The 22,417-nt window shown below is 59.2% G+C and carries 18 protein-coding genes and 2 pseudogenes; 12 read left to right on the forward strand and 8 right to left on the reverse strand.

Annotated elements, in window-relative coordinates; genetic code table 11:
* Positions 1–3 precede the first annotated feature (3 nt).
* The 6 genes and pseudogenes from M1D43_RS20240 (at position 4) to M1D43_RS20265 (ending at position 6,529) form a co-directional block, all read left to right on the forward strand.
* A complete protein-coding gene (locus M1D43_RS20240; RefSeq protein WP_088195161.1) occupies positions 4–879 on the forward strand; it encodes an ABC transporter permease in 876 nt (291 codons plus the stop codon).
* Positions 876–2,555 (forward strand): dipeptide ABC transporter ATP-binding protein, encoded by a 1,680-nt coding sequence (locus tag M1D43_RS20245; protein WP_498814458.1) that lies wholly within the window; start codon positions 876–878, stop codon positions 2,553–2,555. Before M1D43_RS20240 ends, M1D43_RS20245 begins: the two co-directional genes overlap by 4 nt.
* A gap of 86 nt (positions 2,556–2,641) precedes the next feature.
* Positions 2,642–3,877: a CapA family protein gene (locus M1D43_RS20250; RefSeq protein WP_498814460.1), complete on the forward strand. Its 1,236-nt coding sequence runs from the start codon at positions 2,642–2,644 to the stop codon at positions 3,875–3,877.
* Positions 3,878–4,006: 129 nt separating this feature from the next.
* Entirely contained in the window at positions 4,007–5,233 is a 1,227-nt protein-coding gene (gene pepT / locus M1D43_RS20255) for a peptidase T (protein WP_498814462.1), read from the forward strand.
* Positions 5,234–5,610: 377 nt separating this feature from the next.
* Positions 5,611–5,793 (forward strand): annotated as a pseudogene (locus M1D43_RS20260) (tripartite tricarboxylate transporter substrate-binding protein); the annotation flags it as partial.
* 91 nt (positions 5,794–5,884) lie between these two features.
* Entirely contained in the window at positions 5,885–6,529 is a 645-nt protein-coding gene (locus M1D43_RS20265) for a tripartite tricarboxylate transporter substrate-binding protein (protein ID WP_498814510.1), read from the forward strand.
* Positions 6,530–6,589: 60 nt separating this feature from the next.
* Here M1D43_RS20265 and ligD read toward each other — a convergent pair whose 3' ends face one another.
* The 5 genes from ligD to M1D43_RS20290 all read right to left on the reverse strand — a co-directional run bounded on the left by ligD (position 6,590) and on the right by M1D43_RS20290 (position 12,612).
* Positions 6,590–8,476 (reverse strand): DNA ligase D, encoded by a 1,887-nt coding sequence (gene ligD, locus M1D43_RS20270; RefSeq protein ID WP_498814464.1) that lies wholly within the window; start codon positions 8,474–8,476, stop codon positions 6,590–6,592.
* A gap of 280 nt (positions 8,477–8,756) precedes the next feature.
* Positions 8,757–8,999 carry a hypothetical protein gene (locus tag M1D43_RS20275; RefSeq protein WP_041170091.1) on the reverse strand — a complete coding sequence of 81 codons (243 nt, stop codon included), beginning with the start codon at positions 8,997–8,999 and terminating at the stop codon, positions 8,757–8,759.
* Between the two features lie 222 nt (positions 9,000–9,221).
* Positions 9,222–9,527, reverse strand: a complete 306-nt coding sequence (locus M1D43_RS20280; protein ID WP_015456640.1) for a hypothetical protein — start codon at positions 9,525–9,527, stop codon at positions 9,222–9,224.
* A 2,219-nt stretch (positions 9,528–11,746) separates the two neighbouring features.
* Complete coding sequence (locus M1D43_RS20285; RefSeq protein ID WP_325052477.1) at positions 11,747–12,112, reverse strand: helix-turn-helix domain-containing protein; 366 nt, start codon at positions 12,110–12,112, stop codon at positions 11,747–11,749.
* Positions 12,103–12,612 (reverse strand): thermonuclease family protein, encoded by a 510-nt coding sequence (locus M1D43_RS20290; RefSeq protein WP_010975498.1) that lies wholly within the window; start codon positions 12,610–12,612, stop codon positions 12,103–12,105. Before M1D43_RS20290 ends, M1D43_RS20285 begins: the two co-directional genes overlap by 10 nt.
* A 90-nt stretch (positions 12,613–12,702) precedes the next feature.
* Here M1D43_RS20290 and M1D43_RS20295 point away from each other — a divergent pair, with 90 nt between their 5' ends.
* Positions 12,703–12,921, forward strand: a complete 219-nt coding sequence (locus M1D43_RS20295) for a hypothetical protein (protein WP_017267541.1) — start codon at positions 12,703–12,705, stop codon at positions 12,919–12,921.
* 291 nt (positions 12,922–13,212) lie between these two features.
* On the opposite strand, the gene M1D43_RS20300 is transcribed toward M1D43_RS20295, so the two are convergent.
* Positions 13,213–13,470 (reverse strand): hypothetical protein, encoded by a 258-nt coding sequence (locus M1D43_RS20300; protein ID WP_234844513.1) that lies wholly within the window; start codon positions 13,468–13,470, stop codon positions 13,213–13,215.
* A 1,027-nt stretch (positions 13,471–14,497) separates the two neighbouring features.
* Between M1D43_RS20300 and M1D43_RS20305 the strand changes: the two genes are divergently transcribed.
* From M1D43_RS20305 to M1D43_RS20320, 4 genes and pseudogenes are all read left to right on the forward strand, one after another.
* Positions 14,498–14,686, forward strand: coding sequence for a hypothetical protein (locus M1D43_RS20305; RefSeq protein ID WP_004435747.1), 189 nt, complete (start codon positions 14,498–14,500; stop codon positions 14,684–14,686).
* Between the two features lie 606 nt (positions 14,687–15,292).
* Complete coding sequence (locus tag M1D43_RS20310) at positions 15,293–15,601, forward strand: hypothetical protein (RefSeq protein ID WP_014527322.1); 309 nt, start codon at positions 15,293–15,295, stop codon at positions 15,599–15,601.
* A 428-nt stretch (positions 15,602–16,029) separates the two neighbouring features.
* Positions 16,030–16,912: pseudogene (locus M1D43_RS20315) on the forward strand (hypothetical protein).
* Complete coding sequence (locus M1D43_RS20320; protein WP_033048823.1) at positions 16,899–17,426, forward strand: DUF4334 domain-containing protein; 528 nt, start codon at positions 16,899–16,901, stop codon at positions 17,424–17,426. Before M1D43_RS20315 ends, M1D43_RS20320 begins: the two are co-directional and overlap by 14 nt.
* Before the next feature lie 603 nt (positions 17,427–18,029).
* On the opposite strand, the gene acpP is transcribed toward M1D43_RS20320, so the two are convergent.
* On the reverse strand, positions 18,030–18,278 hold the full coding sequence (gene acpP, locus M1D43_RS20325; protein ID WP_004435732.1) for an acyl carrier protein: 249 nt from the start codon (positions 18,276–18,278) through the stop codon (positions 18,030–18,032).
* A 1,210-nt stretch (positions 18,279–19,488) separates the two neighbouring features.
* Between acpP and M1D43_RS20330 the strand changes: the two genes are divergently transcribed.
* Complete coding sequence (locus tag M1D43_RS20330; protein WP_498814467.1) at positions 19,489–20,265, forward strand: LuxR C-terminal-related transcriptional regulator; 777 nt, start codon at positions 19,489–19,491, stop codon at positions 20,263–20,265.
* A 561-nt stretch (positions 20,266–20,826) separates the two neighbouring features.
* Here the strand turns inward: M1D43_RS20330 and M1D43_RS20335 are convergent.
* Positions 20,827–22,272, reverse strand: a complete 1,446-nt coding sequence (locus tag M1D43_RS20335) for a hypothetical protein (RefSeq protein WP_017264244.1) — start codon at positions 22,270–22,272, stop codon at positions 20,827–20,829.
* Positions 22,273–22,417: the final 145 nt, after the last annotated feature.

Raw genomic sequence — 22,417 nt, forward strand, 5'->3', positions numbered from 1 at the left:
GTCATGAAAGCCCACATCGTAAGCGCGCTTAAGAGGCGCCGACACGGACCGGTGCTGACCGCGTCCAAGCTGCTGCTGGCAAGCTACATCCTGGTTGCCATCGCTGCACCCTTGATCGCGCCGCAAAACCCCTATGACCCGCTGCAGATCTACGGCTGGGAGGCGTCCTCGCCACCCGGTACACATGGCAGCGGCGGCTATCTCTACCTGCTTGGAACCGACGGTCTCGGCCGAGACATCGTCAGCACCATTCTCTACGGCCTGCGCATCAGCCTGGTGGTGTCGATCGTCAGTAGCGCGCTCGCCGCGCTGATCGGGCTGACCGCCGGCGTCAGTGCCGCGTATTTCGGGAAATGGGTCGACATCGCGATCATGCGGCTGGTCGACCTGCAGCTCAGCCTGCCGACGATCCTGATTGCGCTCATCGCCATCGTCACGCTCGGGCCGGGCATAGACCGGATCATCCTGGCGTTGATCATCGCGCAATGGGCGACCTATGCCCGGATCGCCCGCGGCGTCGCACTCAGCGAAGCGAACAAGCCTTACATGGATGCGGCCCGCTTGATGCGGCTGCCAACGTCCCGGATCATCTTCCGCCACCTGCTTCCGAACAGCATCGCGCCCGCCGTCACCTTGATACCGATCGAGGTCGGCCATGCCGTCGCACTCGAGGCGACCCTCTCCTTTCTTGGACTGGGCGTCCCGATCGACAAGCCCTCGCTCGGCTCAGCGGTCGCAAACGGGTTCCAGTACCTCCTGACCGGCCAATACTGGATCAGCCTGTTCCCGGGCCTCGCCCTCTTCGGCCTGATCGCCAGCATCAATCTCGTCGGCGAAGACGTTCGCCGCAGCCTCGATCCAAGGAACCATTCGCGATGACAGTGGAACACGTGACGACACCCCTGCTGCGGGTTGACAACCTTGGCCTTCGCCATGTCTCGGGCTCGGCCACAACGCCAATCCTGTCCGACGTGAGTTTCGAACTCGGGCGCGGCGAGATCCTCGGCATCATCGGCGAGTCCGGCGCCGGCAAATCGACGGTCGGCAATGCCATCCTCGGCCTGCTTTCGCCCGAGTTCCAGCAAAGGTCCGGAACGATTACGTTCGATGGCAAGGCGGTCGACGCCATGACGGCCGGCGAGCGCCAGGCGCTTCGAGGGCGGCGGATATCGGCGATCTTCCAGGACCACACCGCCTCGCTCGATCCGCTGATGAGCGTCGGCGCCCAAGTCGAAGAAACCTGCCTTGCGCTCGACAGCTCGCTTTCCAGGCGCGAGGCGCGTGCCCGCGCGATTGATCTGCTTGCCCGCGTCGGCATTCCCGAACCGGAGCGGCGATACCGCAACTACCCGCACCAGTTCTCCGGCGGGCAGAGGCAGCGCATCGTCATCGCCATTGCGCTTGCCGGCTCGCCTGACATCATCATCGCCGACGAGCCGACCTCGGCGCTCGATGCGACGGTCCAGAAGCAGGTTCTGGAACTTCTAAAAATTCTTGTCGACGAAACCGGTGTCTCGATCATCCTCGTCACCCACGACATGGGCGTGATCTCCGAAATCACCAACCGGGTACTCGTCATGCGAAAGGGCCAGGTGGTGGAGGCGGACCGCACGACCGCCATCCTCGATCAGCCCCGCCACGACTACACGAAGAAGCTGCTCGCCGCCGTTCCAAGGCTTCGCGTTCCGCCCACGACCATGAGTTCGGAAGATGGCAATGTCGATGGCGGGAGCGGTCGCCCCGCAGACATTGGCGACGACGACCTGCTTCTCGTCGCCGAGGATGTTTCGAAGCAGTTCTCCCGGCCGGACTTCCCTTGGGGGCTTGGCGCCGCCAAAGCCTCGTTCGGTCTCAGCGACGTCAGCATGCGCCTGCCGCGTGGCACTGTCACCGGTATCGTCGGCGAGAGCGGCAGCGGCAAGACGACCTTCGGGCGTATCCTCGCCGGCCTCAGCACGGCCACGGGAGGACGCGTCACCATCGGGAAAAACGCCTTCGACGTTTCGAAGAGCGGTCGACGCAACGGTCTTCTCGGCCGCGTGCAGATGATCTTCCAGGATCCGTCCGTCTCCTTGAACCCCCGCATGACCATCGGCGAGACGCTTGAGGAGAGCATCCGCTTTGGCGCAAGCGCCGGTTCCAGCGACATGCAGGCAGACGTGTCGAAGATGGTCGACCGCCTGGGGCTCGCTCGTAGCCTGCTTGGCCGCCGTCCGCATCAACTCTCCGGCGGCCAGAAGCAGCGTGTGTGTATCGCCCGGGCGCTTTTGGCACGGCCAGAGATCGTCGTCGCGGATGAGCCGACCTCGGCCCTCGACGTCTCGGTTCAGGCTGAGATCGTCAGTCTGTTGAAGGAGACCATCACGCACGAGGGCATGACGATGGTCTTCATCTCCCATGACCTCGCCATCGTCCAAGAGATGTGCAGCTCCGTCTACATCTTCAGGAATGGTCGGGTCGAGGATTACGGCTCATCCGAGTTCATCTTCTCGCGGTCGAACCATCCCTACACCCGCTCGCTCATCAATGCCCGGCCTCAGCGTTTCACATGCTGAGTGGTGCAGCAGCTCTCAGAGAGCGGATCCTACCCGGAACCGTCAAATATCTGAAACGGGCGCATGTCGCCTCAGAAGGTCTTCCAATGAAAGAACGATTCACCTTGGCCGTCACCGGCCAATCCCTGATCAAACATGATATCCGCGACATTGACGCCCCGGCATTCCACAAGGTTCAAACGCTGCTTCGAGAAGCCGATCTTTCCTTCACCAACTTTGAAGGCACGATCCTCGGGCGCCACGGTGGCTGGCCACTGAAGGGCTCGTTCTTCGGCTGCAGCGATCCCGTCGTTCTCGACACCCTCCGGGCGATAGGGTTTCGGGCACTTTCGCTCTCGAACAACCATGCTTTCGACCTCGGCCCGTCCGGCGTGCTTTCGACGCTCGAGGAAGTGGAGAAGCGAGGCTTCCTGCATGCCGGCCTCGGCCGCGATCAAGCGCAAGTCTCGCGGGCGAGCACCGCAACGATCGGCGGGCGGCGGGTCGCGATCGTCGCGATGGACGGGGGCCCCGGTCCGGATTTCATGTATGCTGCCGATGGCGACGACAACCGACCCGCACGCCCGGGCGTCAACCGGCTGCGGCTCACCCAGGTACTCGCGGTCGACGGAGCCGCCTTCGAACAGATTAGGGCCATTCGCGACAAGATCGGGTATACGGCGATCGATCTCACCAATGACAGTCAGCCGGACGATCCGCCGCGCCTCGCCGCCGAATTCGAGGTCGGCATCGCGCGTGCGGTCTTCAGGCGATCGGGGCAATTCGGACGCAGCGTCAAGATCGATGAGGCGGATCTGTCCAGGAACCTCTCAGCGGTCGCGACCGCGGCGAAGGACGGATCTCTGGTGGTCGCGTATCTGCACCATCACCATTGGGCGTCCGACTGGTACCAGGTCCCTGACTGGGTGAGCGGCGTCGCCAGAGAGTGCATCGATGCTGGTGCTGCCATGTTCGTCAGCCACGGGGCGCCCGTTCTCCAGCCGATCGAGATCTACCGGGGCCGGCCGATCTTCCACAGCCTGGGGAATTTCATTTTCCATGTGCGTTCGGAGAAGTCGACGTGGACGGCACCCGAAGTCTGGGAAAGCGTCGTCGGGGTCTGCTCGTTCGGCGAGGACAATAGACTTATCGAGATCACGCTTTATCCCGTCGTCATCGGAGGCGACGAGGCATTGGCGGACAGGGTGCTGGAACGACGCCTGGCGCCACATCTTGCGACCGGGGAAAGTGCCGCGCGCATCTTGCGGCGGTGTTCAGAACAATCGGCCAGGCTCGGCGTCGACATCGAGCTTTGCGGCGGTGTTGGTCTTATCAGGCTCTAGCGAGCCCAATGCGGAGCTCACGAACTTTCTTCGCAGTCCAAAGCGACTAGAAGGAGCGGCACTTGAGCCGCCCATTCCAGCTAAAACACGAGCGACAAGCGTCGCATCTTCTGCATGAGGATGAAGAGCATGAGAGTTCGGGAAGAACTTGTCAGCCGGTTTTTTCGCTATGCCGCGATCGAGAGCCAAAGCAACGGCCGCTCGCAGTCCCTGCCGTCCTCGCCGGGACAGGCGGCACTTGCCGCCCTGCTCGCCGACGAGATGCGCGCCATCGGCCTGGAGGACGTCTTCATCGACGCGCATGCCATCGTGACGGGAATAAAACGTGGCAACAGGCCTGCAGCCCCACCGATCGGCTTCATCGCGCATCTCGACACGGTCGATGTCGGCCTCTCGCCCTTCGTCCGCCCGCAAGTCCTCCGCTTCGAAGGCGAGGACCTTTGCATCAACCGTCAAGAGGACATCTGGCTACGGATCGCCGAACATCCGGAAATTCTTGACTGGTTGGGAGAAGACATCATCGTCGGCGACGGCACCAGCGTGCTTGGTGCGGACAACAAGGCCGCCATCGCCGTGATTATGACATTGCTTGGCCGGCTCGATCACGAGGTCGGCCACGGCGACGTCTTTGTCGCCTTCGTGCCGGACGAGGAAATCGGAATGCGCGGCGCCAAGGCGATGGACCTCTCCCGCTTCCCTTGTGACTTTGCCTACACGATCGACTGCTGCGAACTTGGCGAGGTGGTCCTTGAGACATTCAACGCCGCGTCCTGCGAGATCGGCTTTACCGGCGTCAGTGCGCACCCGATGTCCGCGAAGGGAATGCTGGTCAATCCCCTCCTGATGGCGATGGACTTCATCTCCCACTTCGACCGCAAGGAGACGCCTGAATGCACAGAGGGTCGCGATGGTTTCTACTGGTTCAAGGATCTCATCGCCAACGACAGCGAGGCAATATTGACCGCCCTGATCCGGGATTTCGACACGGATGGCTTCAAGCGGCGCAAACACCGGATTGCCGAGGTCGCGGAACAAATGCGATCTCGCTATCCCACCGGAAATGTCCGGTACCAGATCACCGACACCTATCGGAACATCTCCACGAGCCTCGCTCGTGACGAGCGTGCCGCCGCTCTTCTGTTCAAGGCCATGGAGGAACTCGGAATTGCGAAGAAAGTGATCGCGATGCGCGGCGGCACCGATGGCGCGGTTCTCTCCGCCAAAGGAATACCGACACCGAACTTCTTCACCGGCGCCTACAACTTCCATTCACGCTACGAGTTTCTGCCGGTGCCAGCCTTCGAAAGATCGTTGGAAGTTGCGTTGAAGGTTTGTCAGTTGGCGGCGACCGAGTGAGAACGTCGCGGGACAACTGCAGGTAGGAAAGTGGAGGCCAGATTGATGCACCGCGTCGATATGAGTGCCGCTCGCCAGGCAATTGGGATACAGCGTCGACGACCTCCTGGACCTGTGCTCTCACTGCCGGCGACTGTACAAGGATTGAATCGGGTGCCGATGTCGTCTCCGCCGAGCTCAGGCGTATCGCCGCTGCACTCCAAGTGCCAACGTCCACGATCCGCCTAGCTTAGCAACATCGGGGTTCGCGATCCCTTCAGCCACCACTCCCTTCAGTAGCAAAGCCCCGAAACCCCGACAGGCCACATCGAGGTAGCGCAACCCGCACGCTTCTATTGAACTCGCGGTTCCACGGGTTTTATTCGCCGACGCGTGTGGTGCAACCTCGCTATTCGGCAGAATGGTGGTCAACGCGGAACTGCCGGCCCAGACGGTCCGGCAATTGCTGGGCTTTGACGGCTGATCCCTATAAGTACAGCTACGCCTCCTCGGGCAACAGGACGCCGCTTCATCTTTCCGGCGAGCGCTTCAACAAGATGGCCGACGTCGAGATGCAGCCTATTCGATACCAGGGCTCCGGCCCGGCACTGAACGACGTCTCGGCAATCAGGTGCCGATCATGTTCGACAGTCTCCCCTCGTCATCCGTCAAATCAAAGCTGGCACCCCTCGCGCGCTCGCCGTCACGACGGCAGAACGCGCATCGTCCTTCCCCGACATTCCGACCATCACAGAGTCGGGCATTCCCGGTTACGAGATCCATATACCTGGAATGCGCTCTTCGCTCCGGCCAACGCCGCAGCCTGTGATCGCCCGCCTTAACGAAGCCCCGAAGAACGCAATGGCCGGATCCAGCGGTGCGGAAACGCATGGAGGAATTCAGCGCCAAGATCGTGGCCTCGATGCCCGAGGAGCTCGCCTAGGTACGGCCTTTGCGGCGTTCTGGCATCCTTCAATCGGCCGTCAGCCATGGTGCGACTTCCTAAGGCTCGGTCCGGATGACCGGCATCGCTTTCGGATGGGTCGGATCGGCTTGACGACTGAGTTGCCCTCGCAGGTGAGAAAGGCGAACAGTTCGTGCTCGCCGGCGCGAGTCCTTCATCGGCCCGCGCGCGCCCTGCCATGGCCTCCCGACCCCGGCGAAGACGGCAAGGCGCGCCTGTCGCCGATTGCGAACCAACGGGCGGTTTTCTTAGGCTTCGGGTCTCATATTCGCAGAAGGCAGTGGCACGAGGCAGCGGCTTTTGACCCGAGTCCAGCCGCGCCAAGGGGGGATCGAGGTTGCGAATGTAGTTGACGCCGTAATCCGCCCGGCCACTGGTAACCGCGGCGGCGACGGCATGCCCCAGGCAGATGATTAGCTCGCACTCGCCAGGACTGCGCGACGCTTCGGCGGACGCCCGATGGTAAACGCATCCGGTTTTATCCCGCGCTCGATGTCGCGCCAGGTAACCGGAGCCGCGACGGGAAATCCTGAGCGGGCCCTCGGAGAGTAGGTGCCGACGGCCGTCGTCCCGCGGCCGTTCCTCAGGTAGTCGAGAAAAAGCTTGCCCGGTCGGCGCGAAAGCTGTGCCGACGTGACGTAGCGGTCGGGATCGGTGCTGGCGAACTGCTGCGCCAAGCGTTTGGCATAGGCGTGCGCCGCGTTATGGGTCATCTTCGCAGGCAGAGGGCTCATGAGGTGAACGCCCTTGCCGCCGGTAAGCTTTGGCCATGTCTTGAAGCCCTCCGCCTCAAGAAATTCCCGCAGCCGCAAGGCGGTTTCGACGACGAACGCCCATGACACGCCTTCGCCGGGATCGAGATCGAAGATCAGCGCGTCGGCGTGTTCGATATCATCTACGCTCGCCGCCCAGGGATGCAGTTCGACCGCGCCGATCTCGACAAGCCCCAGCAATCCGGCAAGGTCGTCGACCCAAAGCCGAACCCCTGCACCGCCCTCTCGTTTCTCAATGCGAAACTGATGGACCTCGGGCGGGATCGGCGGCAGCGGTCCCTTGTGGTAGAAGGTGGTGCCGTGGATGTGCCTTACGAGTTTCAAGGGGCGGCCGCCGAGGAAATGCAGGGCCCGATCGGCGACACGCGTCCAGTAGTTTGCAAGCTCCTCCTTCGAAGGCACAACGGCTTCGGGCAGCAACTGCAATATGTTCGCTGGCGGGACTCGGATCGAGGCAGGTGCAGTAGTCGGTTTCGGCTTTCCTGCAGCCCGCGACACATCCTGCAACCATTTGAACACCGGCTCCCGCAGCAAGCCGTCATCCGTCACCCCGCCATAGTCGATCTCAGCGTAGACCTGCGGCTCGACCCAGGTCGCCTTGGGCTTGTTGATGGGATGGGAGAGGGGGCTCTTGCCGATGATCAAGGGATTGAGCCGCTCCCGCACCTCGCGGGCCGCCGTTAAGGTGTAGCCGGTTTGGGCTTTGCCGGCATAAACCAGGCGATCGCCCTCCCAGCGTCCGAGATAAAGCGAGGCAATCCTGCGCGGCTGCGCGCCGAGTTTTTCGACGAAGGCGACGATCGGAAAGGCGTCGCGCTTCGTGCACTTCGTCTTTGTCCAGATTTCCTGCCGACCCGACCGGTAGGGCGCGTCTTTGCGTTTCGAGACAATTCCCTCCAGGCCCATCTTGCATGCGTGCCGGTAGACCGGCTCTCCCTCTTCGAGTTCGAGATAGTCGACATAGGCGATGGTGCCGGCCGCGTCTCCGATTAGCTCGCGCAGCACTCGTTTGCGCTCGATCAGCGGTACGCGCCGGAGGTCGTAGCCGTCCAGATGGAGCAGGTCGAACGCTTGAAACGTCAGATTCGGCGACGAGCGTTTCGCGAGCTCTCGCCTAAGTGCCTGAAAATCGGGAAGCCCGGTCTTCCCGAAGACAGTGACCTCCCCATCCATCACCACGTCATGGCCGGCGAGGTCCTCCGCAGCCGTCGCGATTGCCTCAAATTCCGTCGTCCAATCCAGCCCCGTTCGCGTGTATAATGTGATCTTGCCGCCATTAATGTGCAGCTGCGCTCGATAGCCATCAAGCTTGATTTCATGAACCCAGTCTGCGCCATCCGGCGGCCTCTTCTTCAGCGTCGGGTGGCAGGGCTCAATGAATGCTGGGAAGGCGGATTGGGTTGCGCCAAGATTTGCCAGACGGTCAACAGGGGACGCAGTCCGTCGACTGCCAACCGCGGCCTTTCGTCCCTGAGCACCATTTGGAACGCCTTCACGGGGGTGCGGGGCTTTGGCACGCTGCCTCAAAATAGCCCTCCATTCTAGGTCCACCCATCCAACCCCTCGGAACAGTATTTCGTTCCTGGGCGCGCCTTGGGTAGGCAGCGGTCTTCTCAGTTGGGCTCCGCACTGTCGACTTGCACCTTATTGCGAGGATCATCACCACCATCGACCCGATGGTCGTGTTTTCGGAAGCCGCCGATCGGTGCTGTGACCTGAAGTATGACATTGATCGGTTCCAAAGGCCAAATCGCTTGTCTGCGAGCCATCCGCATGGTGAAAGATGGAACTGACGACGGCCGCAGTCTTAAACCTTCGGCGGGACCGCGCCAGTGTGATGCATGGGTTCGTTCTTGACGGCACCTTCCGTCGGCCTCTTCCCTTTTTTGGACGGGCCGCTCTGTGCCGGAGGAGCATCGGCGTCTTTGGTACCGGGTTCGGCCGCTTGGTCTGGCAATGGAACGGGTTCGAAATCCATCTCCGGTGGTACTGTCGTACGCCGGGACGGCGTCTGCTGTTCGGTGAGCTTGCCGTCTTTGGGATCACTCATCGTCGTATTCCTTTCGTGTCGCGGTCTCAACCATCCGCAATCGGTAAGGTTCCGCGCAAGGGGGAGAGCGTGTAATGGCCTAGTGCATCGCCAACTTCATCCGCGCCGATCCGACGCAAAAGCGGAAGCCCACGAGGGCAAGGAAAATCTGGCGTTCAATGTGGGCGTAGAGAAGCCCGGTAGCTCGCCGCGTATAGGCGGAGGTCACAGGTTTGGAAGCTGTTACTTGGTCGGCCTCACGAGCGAGATGACCCGCGGCTTAGATGGCGCATCCAGCCATTCGATCCACTTGTCCCTTTCCTCGATCGTGTCGAAGAACCGCCAGAGCTTGTACTCCTCTTCGGTGGTCTCCAACATCTCGCCGATGGATACGAGTTCTAGGGGCAGCGTAACCTCGTTTCCGTCGAAGCGAACGAAATAGAGCCCTTCGGCAGCAAGACGGATCACTTGACCAGTGGCGTAACTTCCATCGGGGTCGTCGACCGTAAAGTACATGCCGGTCAAACTCTCAAAAACTTTGTTGTTCATTTGTTTCACACGTCAGTCCAAGAAATGCGGGAAATCAGAACTTCTCCCAGGTCGTCGCAAACACAAGAGATCACCATGACAGGTAAGCACGACAGGCCGCGCCCTGACTGGGTGGCCAGTACGCCGCCGGCCAAGTGTCGCTTCGGAGCTTTGGGTCAAAACAAAACGGCTCCGACTGGCTTTCGACGGGTAGAAGTGTCATCCGATCGGTTTAGGTACGTCCTTAGCGGCGTTCCGGCATCCTTCCAATGCTAAGGCGCATATCGCCAATGCTTGCGGCACCTGTCAGCTCAAACTGGCTTGCAGATCATTCACCGGCGCGCACACGTTGCCGATATCGCTCTCGATCCTCTTCTGTCGCTCCTGTTGAGAGGTCCTCACCCACCTGCAACCGCTGTGCGACCGCAAGCCATGGTCGACTGGGGTTCTCTTGGGACCAGAGTATCTTTGCTCGCCGTTCTATCTCGCGATCGTCCACCATCGCCTCCACCGGACGTGGTCACTCTTAACACGGCGATGTGGCGGGAACGTGCTCGCCTGGATGGAGCCTTCATAGAATCATGGCCAATCCGAAATATTCCGACGAGGTAAAAGTACTTTGTGCAGGCTCTTGCTTGTTTTGATAGCCCGGTGATCGTTGCGCTATCAGCTAGGCGGAATTCGACTTTGTCATCAACCCTCAGGCAGTAGCGCATACGATCCAAAAAGCGGGCAGGGCGAAAGGTTTTGTATCGATTCCACCTCCTGTTCGAGGAGAGCCGCCAGACCTTCCCGAGGGCACGGCGACCATCGCCATCAGCCATCGCGCCGTCGGCTGCGCGCCCTTCAGCAGAGAAGGCAGAGAACCAGGGCAACATGCTGGCGTCCTCACCACTCAACTGAAATCGGAGAATCGGAGCAACTTGCCGGGCACAGTCGGTCCCGGTTTCTGCCCTTCGGGGGCCGCTATGCTAAGCCTCCTGCCGCTGCGCTTTTAACCGGTCAAGTTGCGCGCGAACTGGCTTCGGCGCTGACGCGCCTGCGCCTGGTACGCTCATTTAAATTGCTAAACCCCTGGCGGGCCGCCTGCCGCATCGCAGGTCATGGCAGGCCATCACACGCGTAAGACGTCGCGGAGATCCGCAGGTGCTTGGGGTTGAGTGGCCCGGACATCTACTATGAGGGCGCCAGTCTAGGCCATTTCGGAAAAGGAAGAGCAGACGTCCTCAAAACGAAGGCCGATGCACCTTGTCAACTGGTCAGCACGACACCCCGTCAGGAGATCATCCCGCGAGGTGCGGTATCCGATGCTATGCCTGGCTGGACGAGGCAATCGTGAAGAGGGGAGACAGTCAGGAGACGGCCAAGGAGGTATTTGCGGTCTCGGCCACCGCAAAAGTGGAGTGATAAAGCTGAACGGATGGTCAGAAAACCGAGAAGGCGGCCATGAGCAGTGCGGTCCAGAGCAAGGCTGACAGTTCAGCCGCTAGCAGAAACCCAAAAGCGGTGTCGCTCATATGATCCTCCTCGGGCAACCTCCATTGCCGCAAGGAAACTATAGGGGATGGCTGAAGATTCCGCCACCCTGTAAAGTGCAGCCTTCAAGTTTTCGCATTCCTCTTCAAAATCACGTAAGAAGCCGATAGATCAGAATGCCGACTGAACCCCAGAAACCAACCATTACCAGCGTCATCGCCACAACGAAGATCTTAATCACAGCAAACTCCACAACCATCACGTGAATTCAGAACGCGGAACGGAGAACCTACAGCAGCACTGAAAGCTTGGGTATCGGACTATGGTCCGTTGTTCGTGGGGCGTTGAGAACGTTCACAACTTCGTCACGCAGCTTCGAGGAAACTCCATCTATGTTCCGACACCGCACCGGCCAGGAGCACGCGACGGACTTCCGACGGCTACCTTGTAGCGCGCGTGTTCGCACCGGCATGCAGCTCTATGCCGGTCAAGAGGCCGGTAAGTCGGAAATGCAAGCTGTAAAGGTCAATATTCGAGGGACAGGTTTTCGCTATGACGAGCCTCGGCAGCTATGCGCACTCGATGTCGCCGCCGTCGGCGGACGGCATCCTCGACCTGTGCCATCGGCATCCAATCTCGAGAGCATTTACGTTTGGACGGCAGTGGATCAGCCGGTGCAGAGACTGCAAAGAGCGAAAGAATAGAGAGCGCAATTCGTTTCATATTTTGTCTCGGCTGCTTACGGGTAAGCGGCAGGGACCGCATCATTTGTCTCTTAAAGCCCGTCTTACCCCGGACAGCTTTCGCTCGGCCGTAAGCAACTTTTCTTGGAGCCAGACCATGCGGTTGCAACTCGGTCGCTGGTCCTGGAAGTAGGCGCCGAGGATCTCCATGGGGCTTACCTCTAGCGATTGGCAGATCCTCACGAGCATGCCTGCCGACAGGCGGTTTATACCCTTTGCGAATTTCTGTATTTGCTGGAAGCTGACCCCACTTTTTTCGCCAAGATTTGCTGACCTATGCCTAACACTTGGCGCGTGGACCGGAGCCGCGCTCCCATTTCTCGGTCGATCGGCCGCATGTCGTTGGTGGCTTCGTCGGTCGGCATGAAAACCTCGCGTTAGCAGGATGCCTCACGCTTTGCACGCGAGGCGCGAGCATTGCAAGGCAGCTCGAAATTGCCGCGCCAGATTCCGGCCCTATGAGACCGTGCGAGCTCTTGAGCATTGGCGTAGACGCCATTGCTATACCGTGTCCAATCCACAGCATTGCCGCTCTCAACCAGCCAGTGATTAACGTCTCGGCCGTCGGCGCGGAAGCAGACTCCCACGAACCGCTTATATCGATCGCGCTGAACGAACTGGCAGCGGACGGGGCGGGACTCGGCAAGAAACCTATCGAGTTCTTGGGCCGCCTCTCTTCCGCACTGATAGCTGCTCCCGTCGGCATTCTCGCATTTCTGCCAGCTCTCCGGCGCATCGACACCATGCAGGCGGATGCGCTCGCCTCGGATCTCGATCGTGTCGCCGTCAATAACGGTCGCGCGTCCAGTAATCGGGTCGGCAGCAAACGCGAAATGAGCGAAAAGTAGAAGAGCCAGCGTGACGCCAATTGACCGATGCGAGTTCATCTAGTTCCCAAAGTTTGAAACCGGTGGAACAGACGCCCACGTTTCGAGTTTTGTCGGAACACGTCCGTGTGAAGGAGGAAGGTTTGTGCTATGTCGCCCTCAACTTCATCTGTCCATGTCGTAGCTCCGGATGAGCACATTTTAACGGTCCAGGAGGCATTGGAGCCTTTATACATGAAACTCGAACAGGAGGCGGAGGCCAAGCTGCTGCAGGCGGCGGTGTCTGCAGGTTGGTCAGCCGAAGAAGCACTCAAAGCGATCGACGAATTAAAACGCCATGAGCTTGAGTCAATAGCCACCCAACACTAGAAGTTTCCCCTGAACAACTCAAAGCGGTGATGCTACGTCACGATGCTCCCGTGCGCGTGTCGTTGCTCATGCCCATTCCTAGTACGCTCATTTCACTTGACAGCCCTGGGCGGGCGGCAGCTGCATCTCACGCGCGAGGATGGTCTTGCATGCCTGCAGTCGGCAGGGGACTTGAGAAGTCTAGCCGGTCAAGAGGCTGCTTTGTTGAGCCGCCATCGCGGCGGCGTCCCGGCGCTTAACGTATGAATGCACAACATTGCTGCCTCGGGCCGATTCGTGATCCGGCCGGGATCAAGGATCCGATCGAGCCGCGTTACGAGACGTGAGTAGCGGCGCCTCGGAAACTGCACTCGAACTTGCTCGAGGCTGATCGTCGGGTTCGGGTACTAATGTTGACGGCGGCACGATTGGCTTTGCGGCAAGTGCCTTGAGGTCTTCGGCGAGACCAGCAAGTTGCGCCGCCAAATCCAGGAGATCTGGTGCGGCGCACTGTGCCGCACTTTCCAAGAGGTCCGAGGCAGGTTCATCGGCGTTTTCGCGGTCGCTCATGTCCATCTCTCATCAGTGGGGTCGCAGTCAATCCAGACGCCCTCTGCCGCAGTGAAAATTGGGCCAAAAGGGCCAAAGTCCGTCGCCTCGTCGGAAGCGGCGGACCTCTAACCATCTACCTACGAAAAGACGGCTGCGAACAGCAAATCACGGAGGACGACCTCTGACCATTCGCCTTAAAGGCTTAATCGCGTCGGCCCTTCTGAGCGTCCAACCAAAAACAATCAGGAGAAGCCGACGAGCGCCATAACCGCTCAGCCGCTCCTCAGATGTCGCAAAACGCAAAGCAACGAGAGCAACCTCGCGTCCGTGTTTGTGGCGCTGGGCAAGTTTGGAGAGCGTTTCGGCACTGACTGCCGCATCGGCGTGCCAAATGCTTCGCCCGGTTCATGCATGAAAGCGGCGACTTAAATCATGAGGATAGATCTGGGACCGACGCCCGCGCGCAGCGCTGTGACACCAAGACCCATCTCGGCAACACGCCGTGGAAGGATGGAGACGGCTATCTCTGCCGCGGCCGCACTGGCATGAAATGAACTGTGAGCGCACGGCGCCTGTTGGGAAATTTGACCGTAAGTGCGACATTCCGATTGTCGGCTGGCGTGGTGCCGAAAGCCTTTGGTTGCCGAGCGTTGCTCAAGGTGCCCCTGGCGGGTTCGGTTTTTAGAAAGAGCGAAGCGTCGCTAGCGCCTCAGTTGAGCTCCGTCGCGCTGGCTGGCCTCGACCCGCGAGGCGGGGCCGGAGCGCAAAAAGGTAGGGAGTATCTTGTATCGATAATGGCGGCGCCACGAGAGGCGGAAGGCGCCACCACCCCTCCCTCGCGAAGAGGTCGCCTTGGTCAGGAAACGCCGTTGAACGGTTCCGCTCGAGTGTTGCTACTAGAAACACGCATTGCAACGATATCTTGACTTGGAACTGCTCCCGATTGTCGCGATCGGATTTGCAGTCAGCATGTCTTAGTTTATTTCGCGCTTCATTAGACTTTGGTATTATACCTTGGTTGTCCACTGCTTTGGGAGGAGCAAGTATGGAGCGCGTTGAAGCTGACAAGCTTTCCAAACGTACCTCTACTAAGGTCTGGAATGTTCAAGAGTTTTGCCGCCGGCAGAACTTATGTCAGAAAGAAGAATGGCGCTTGACCCGCCTCTTCGGCCGGTTCGCCACAGCTAGCGAGCTCCTGCACAACGCCAAGCGCGCTCCTAGGTGGAGATATTGAAGGTTCGCTCCCGTGTAAGCCCGGTCGGTTGATACTCAGAGCAGAGCCAATTCGGCTGCGCCCGTCCGACGGCGAAGCCGAAGCCTTGGCGTTTCGTGCAGCCCGGGTGCTCGCAATAGTGGAGACACGGCCGGCTTGGTGGTGAGGCTTCGCGCCCCTGTTCGTCATTCTGGGTCGGTCCCCCGTCTCTCACACGGGCTCGAAATGATAGCGCCCGAGAAGGCCGAGTTTATGCTCGCCATTTCCTCGCGCGCGCTTTTTGCCGTTAACCGATGCGGTCGCGAGCGTCCCTTAGCAGTTCAAGTGTTCAAGTGGGCGTGCGTAGAGCCTCTGCGCACCCGAAAGATGGCCCTCAAGGATCCAACGGCGCTTGTGCACGGGGATCCTCCGTACGGACAGGTGTTTGCTTGCACCTCTTGCAGGATGGCCGGTCAAAGGCACTGCGGGAGAATACGCTCACGCTTTTGACCGGATCTCATTGTCTGACACATCTGCGTACAAGGCAGAATCCGCTTCGCAAATACGCGAAGCCAATCGACACAATTGCGAAACTACCTGGCGGCAGAGGCGTTCTCGTCCTGTGCATAACGATCAGGAGAAATTCGAATGGCCGACGACAGCAGCACTACCATACGAGCCACTTTCAAGACTCGAGAAGCAGCCGATCTCGCCGTCGAACATTTGGTTCAACAGTACGGCATATCGAGACCAGACATCTTCATTCAGTCGGCGACAGACCGCAACACGGCCGGTTCGGAGCCGTCGGGCGGCGACGCCTCTCATGAACAAGGCGCTCGTAGCGATGCACCGCTCGAAGGTGAGATCGAGGTCTCGGCGGATATTGCGTCTAATCAGATTGCCGCTGTTCAACGCAGCCTGGGCGATGCCGGCGCGATCCGTATCTCAAGCCGCTAAGTAACCCGGAGCCGGTAGGAAATTCCGGCTTCGCTCTGGAGGGTCGACAGAGGAGAAGGAGGTCGTCGGTCAGGCCGGAACCTGCTGCGAAGATATCGTCGGCTGAATTGTTGGCGGCCTTGTTCGCCAACTTCCTTGAAAGGCTTACCTACGCAACGACGGCTTTTGCGCCGCTTTCTCCACGGGCCTGGCCCGAGCCACAATTTAGATGCCGCCGACTTGGACTGCGTGACGCCAAACGCGGATTACACGTTCAACCTGCCCCGGCCCCTTGCGAAAGCTTTGCGTGGCAAGACTATTGCGATGGTCAGGGCCACTGGAGGGCGCCTCAAGCGTCTCGAAACAATAGGGAAGGCACCTTCAGGACCCGGGACGCTTGAATGGACGCGTGAAGCGAACGGGAGGCGGCCTTTCCGCGTTTTGGAATTATGGACGAAGACCCCAATGACAACGCTCCCGCGCCACGTGTTGGAGCAACGACTGAGTTGCCACACGATAGGGTGACGGTGGCCCGGTTTCGGGAAGCGTTTCCTCGCGCTCGCTGGAGCGACAGTCTGAATGCCTGGTTCGTACCCGGCCGCACAGCTCAAAAACGCATCAGTCGCTGGCTGGCCGAAATGGAAGCGGAAGCCGATGCGTTTGCCGACGAGAAGGGCAGGGACGCCTTCGAATTCGATCCGATCGAGAGCCGCTATCTCAAGGCAGCACCTGCGTCGTTCGAAATCCGTACACCCCTATTCACGCACCGTCGTCAACGAGATCCGGGAAATCCCGTACGCACGCTGGGAGGCCGATCGCCGGCTGTGGACCGTGCCTTACCGCTCGTTCGACGAGCTCCGCCGTCGGTGGCCAGCCATCGAGGCGGCCGCTGAGCGCAGTGAGCCGGAGACGAGGAAGGCGCGGCGTGAGGCAATAAGGGGAACCGAGGAAGACGAGGCGCTTAAGGCAAGGACGAGAGAACGCCGCTGCAAGCGATATCCGGTTCCCGCCGACGATCGCCCCCCGCTCACGCGTGCGATCGGCACGCATGTCGGGGTCGTCTTCTTCATTGGCACGGACGGCGAACTAGTGGATCCGGCAACGATGAGCGCGTTCTATTTTCCCATGAACGAGGGAGGAGAATATGTCTGGGCGGCATGGCGACCGGGAGCGCTTGAGGAATTGGTAACAACCTGGCCGGCGCGAACGCCGCCGGGACAAGACGAACTCAACCGGGGCTGGTGGATACCGACGCTGGAGGAGCTGCGAAATGCGCGACGCGACGCCAAATCCAAGCGGCGCGCCAGGCAGCGCCGGGATGGAAAGGTTTAATCCGGTGAGCGCACAGCAGACGACCCTTAAGGAATTTCAATTCCTGTCGCCGCTTGAGCCACGCGAAATCGTTGGACTATGGAGAGGGCGCGGCATCCCGACAGGGCATCCGCTCGACGGCGTTTTGGAAAACCTCGGCTGGTTCGGCAAGCGGTTTAACGCAGACATGCGCGCGGATGCGCTGCTGTTTTGGTCGGGCAAGCGGCGGTTGATCGCCCTCGATCCCGGGATCGTACCGCTTCGCCTGGCGCTTCGCTTCCATAAGATCGGCAGAATGCGCATTGCGAGAAACTTGTTCTCGCATCTTCAGCGCGGACTTCGCGCGAAAGGGCCTGTTGCCTCCCTCAGAACGATGCCGTTTAGCGGCGTTGCGAGCGCGGCGATGCTCTACGACGATCAACCGATTGTCGATTATTTTCGCCGAATCGATCAACACAGGATCATGGGAGCGATGACGATCAGGGGCGACGAGCGCATCTACTTTTTCGAACTTAAGCGGGTGGATGAACCTTGAGCCTGAAGCCCGCCATTACCGGGCGGTACACCTATCTGGTGGACGTTCCAGCGGACTCGACAGTCCGGCGCGTAAAGCTGCCCGAAGCAATTCCAGGCGCTCGCCCTAGTCTTCTTCTTACTGCGGGTTGAAAATGCCTTGTTCGCAAGATCTCCAATGCTCATCCCGTATCGTGGGGAGGTCTGCGCAGTGTTCCTGCGGCGCTGGCGAGATGTCGTGATTTAGATTGTCGCTGGCACGACGGTGCATCTGGCCTGCCTGCCGTCGATATGCGCGCAAGGTTAGCGGTCTGTCGAGCGAGTTTGGCAACACGGCGAATGCCATATTTCCTCGATCACGAGTTTGAGGAGTAGCGGTGTTCTCCGGAGTAATAAGCCGGAGCGGCGAGACGGTTTTTTGCTCGTTTGCACAGCCTGAGCGGGAATGACTCTAAAAAGCTCGGGCGGCGCCGTCTAGAGTGCCTGGCGCAGACGCTCAGCGCGAATTCTCAGCGGCTGAACCCGATAGCTGCAGGCCGAACACCCAGTCCTGATTCCTGACTCTGCTTCTTGGCGTATGCGTGGGTAGCCGGCGCCTTCAGGGCCTTTTTTTCGCTGACGCTGGTTAGCTCTTAGTTTTTGACGCGACCACGACGTAGATGGCATCTCCAACCGTGACAACGGCGTCAGCCGACTCGTCTGAAATTTCGATATTGAACTCGTCCTCGATCATCATGACAATTTGCGCCACTTCGAGAGAATCGGCGCCGAGGTCGTCGACTATGGACGCGTCGTCCGTAGCGCGGGCAGGGTCGACACCCAACTGCTCGATGATGATTGCCCTTACACGGGGTGCAACCTTGGGGTTTTCCATCCGGTGTCCCTTGGAGCGAGAGCACATTTCTCTCCCAGCCGTCGCTGCTCAGGTGTCGTGACGATGCCGTCAAACATAAATGTCGCTTTGCCCTGTTCCAAGACACACTCCGTCGCAGGGCACTGTTCCCATCAGTAAAATCGGGCCTCAAGCGGGTGTTTGCACTACCGCGAGGCCCTGACCGAGACGAGCCGACAGGAGGCTCGAATGGCTGAACGATTCAAAGCATGTCCCGCTGAAGACTGCAAGCTTTCGCCTTCAAGAGATGAAGGATGCCGGCTTACCTTCGTCAGAGTTCGCGCAGGGCGGTCTAAAGGGAAAGCAGACGTCATCAACGACGAGGCGGCTGAGACAGGCGTCAATGGGCGCCATCGCGAAAGCTGATGCCCAGTAATCCAGTATTGCAACATGCCGTGTGCCCGCAAGCTTCCGGACAACATCATCCCCGAAATGGTGCCCGCAACAGAAGCGAGGCTGGGGCCGGACTTTGCAGCCTTCAAAGTCGGAAACGGGAGCGCAATGCCTTCCTCCTGAAGAGGGGCGCGCTTAACATGCTTCTACAAAAGGTGAATAGGCGATACCGGGCTTACCTCGAAGATGGTAGCTATGCCTCTCATTCGGTAATTGCCAAATGGCGCGCCACATCACTTAATTCGAAGGTTGAGGTGATTAGACCTTGCGGCTGCATACTATTTTGAGGAGATGAACGACATCCACCGTCGCCGATGCGGAACAGCATATGTGCAGTAGCATGTGACGTTCCCCCTTTCTCGCGAACCCGATCTTCTTCGACGTGGGCATCTCGAACGACGCGGTTTGCCACTTTTCCAACCAATCGGCCCCGTCGTGGATAGGAGACGATTTGCCCCGGGGCGTCGGCCGGCAGCATGCGCCACTATTGGATCGAGCATGGCCGAATAGAGCTGATCCGTTGGGACAGCAGAGGACTCCAGGTTCAAATGTAAATCGTGCAGGCAACTCGCCGAGAAATATGCCCGCGACCTTTTTGGATGTCCTCTTCAGGGCCATCTGCTGGCAAATTGTATTAGTGCTTTGATCGACAATAAATTTTGGGTAGTAACGGCCCAAGGGAATAAGAAAGAAGCGCTCGTAAAGAAATTTATAGTAAGATTTCGGTCGAATATTGCTTCGATGGTCCGTGCAGCTCTTTCGGAAAATATTTTCTTAACGGTACCAAAGGGAATCGGCAATGGCTTCTTCGATACCAGATTTAGGGAAAGTGTCGGCATTCACGCATGAGTCGCACGGGGCAAAAAGTGTCTCGCCAGTGGCAAACGAAAGGAAAGAGCAGTCACTCGAAAAAGTATACAAGCGGTGTTTGCTCATCCTTGATGGTAGGGCGTTAGGTCGCGAATGCTTGGCGAGGACCCTGATCAATCACGGTCTCGCCATGGATGTCGCCGCCTACGGATCGATTGACGATTGGCGGCAGATGAAGGGTAACTGCCCTCCGGTCGCAGCCGTCCTCCTCAATATCGGTGCGCGCCAAGACGGCGAAATCGCGACAGATATCCCGAGGCTCGCATCCCTATTTCGCCCCGCACCCGTCGTTGTCCTGTCCGACAGCGACGACATTGCTCAAATCTTGCGGGTTCTTGAAAGCGGCGCGCAAGGTTATATCCCGACATCTGTCGGCGTGGACGTGTGCATTGAAGCGATCGGTTTGGCGATAGCGGGCGGCGTCTTTGTGCCGGCGAGCAGCGTTCTCGCGGCACGCCGCCTGATCGCGACTGAGAAGCGAGAAGTCTCGCCGCTAGCGGGGATGTTCACCGTACGTCAAGCGGAAGTGGTCGAGGCGCTGCGAAAAGGCAAGGCGAACAAGATCATAGCCTACGAACTCAAGCTCCGCGAAAGCACGGTCAAGGTCCATATCCGCCACATCATGAAAAAACTGAAGGCTACCAACCGAACCGAGGTGGCTTGCAAGCTGAACAGCCTCTTTTCAGGCGATACATTCACCTCTTGAGCTACTTAGCGTGTTCATGCCATTGTGCGCGCTTCCACAGGGGTGCTGATTTCAAACAGTTAGGCAGGACTGCGGAATGAGCCTAACAGAGCGACCAGTGTGTACTCCTTAGCGTTCATCGAGCATCCTTGGCGTCGAATAGACATTCGCGCACAGAACGTTACAAATATCTAAATGCAACGATTTTGATGCCCAACAAAGGCCAATCGCCCGATCGCCCTCCCTCATCGCGGCTGACCAGGCCTCCCATCTTAGGCCAAGCCGTCAAGCTGTCGAGCAACTGTTCCCCAGTACCCGTCACGACGTCACGACCCAACGACAAACGACTGACCCTAAGCCACTGATCCACTGATTGCTCGGAGTGCTCGTGTCAGGCATCTTGAGAACTGAATGGAAACGGAGATGCAACTCGATCCGAACCGGTCGTTGCGCCAAGGCGGGCGAACGGAAGTGTTGAGGGAATCGGCAGGCCCGTCGGAAAATGGAGGGGACCGAGGCCGCGACGGCGAAGAAGTTCTTTGCCGAATGTGACAGCCCGCGGCGCTCCGCCTTTTCGGCATATTAATGCGTGGCGGGTCGGTAAGCGAGAGGCTCAGGCTGACCAAGCTGTATGGTGCGAATTGTGGCATCTCTGCTTTTGCGGGCATTCACTCTGCTCGTTGAGATCACGGCAAGAGCAATGAAGAAAATCATGCCCGGATCGGCACTCCCAGCACCCAAAGATCCAGCGGCGACGGAACCCAGCGCGCAAGCTTGCACGCTCGATACCACCGCATTTGTTTCGGGGTCGATGTGCCCCTTTAGGCTTCCCATGCCCCTGAGTATAACCAGCAACAGCGTCACCATCATAACCCCGCCAACTAGGCCAAGCTGCGAAGCCACCGCAATCGGCCAGCTCGAGGCACGCGAACTGCCCAAGCCGACGCCGAGACCCCCCGTCTCAACGAACGCCTGGAGGCTTTTAATATTCCAGTAGGCACGCTCCTGACCGGACGCGGAACTGGCTTTGTTGAGAACCATGGAATCGATCAGATGGACAAAAGGCGCGAAGAATTCTTCATCGTACTGCACGATTGCCAGGACAGTGACGGCTGCGAGCGCAAGCAACGCGATGATCAGGATCTCGTCCTTGTCCATTCGGCCGGACAGAAACGACCACGAAATGGAAAGTGCCACGGGAATGCTCAGTACGGCTAGGCCGACATAGGCAACGGAAGACGTGGAAAGAAGCAAGAGGACGAGTAAGAGGAAGGCCAGTGCCTGAGCCACGCGTGACTTTGTCTTGCGCCAATAAACGTAACAAAATGAGAGGCAGACCAATGAGCCGCCGCCGAAGGACGATGCCTCGGATGCGGCCCCAGTGATGCGCCAAAAGCCATTTTCGATGACCTCGGTAAGCATGGCGTAGCTGGCCGTGCGGATGGGCGACAGGATATCGCCGGCTCCAGCGACCTTGCCCAGCAAATCAAGGAGTCCGAAGACGACGTGAACACTACACCACAGAAGAAATCCGCGTCGGATACTCTCCAACCTATTTTCGTGCAGGAGTAGGACGCATAAGGCGATCGCGGTGAGGCCACCCAGAACAAAGTATCCGGTTTGGGTGATGTTGCCCGAGACCGGCGCAAGCGGAGCCTCAATGACCCCGCGCCTCATGGCTGCCTGAACGAATACGCTCGTCTGTCCCGCAAAGAAGCGCGGAAACAACCATGCGCCGACAATGGCATAGAGCATCAGGCCCGCGAGCACCCAAACCGGTCGAATTTTCCCGAACACGTGACCAAGGTCCCGCCACATGCGCCGTCTGCTGACAACTGCCGTTATCAAGAGCGCGGCGAAGAAGGTGTAGATGAGCGGCGACGAGCCTCCAATCGCGCTGAGAGTCATAACTGCAGTGGCACCGAAAGCCAGCGAGACGATGAGGCCAATGATCAAGGGAGCGCGGCAATAATAGCCTATTACCAATATCCCCGCACAGATTAAAAGGCCGACGAACGAGATCTGCATGGGCTGCCGGTTCCAACTATGCAACGCAGACCGAAGGCATGCGATTAGGCGCAACTTGCCTCATGTAATCCTTGGCAATTGTTGCGCGGAATGCAAGGGCGCCAAACGGAGTAAGGACCTGCAATGATTTGGTAGGGCTTGTCGT

It is taken from the genome of Ensifer sp. R1-3 (genome assembly GCF_056739175.1).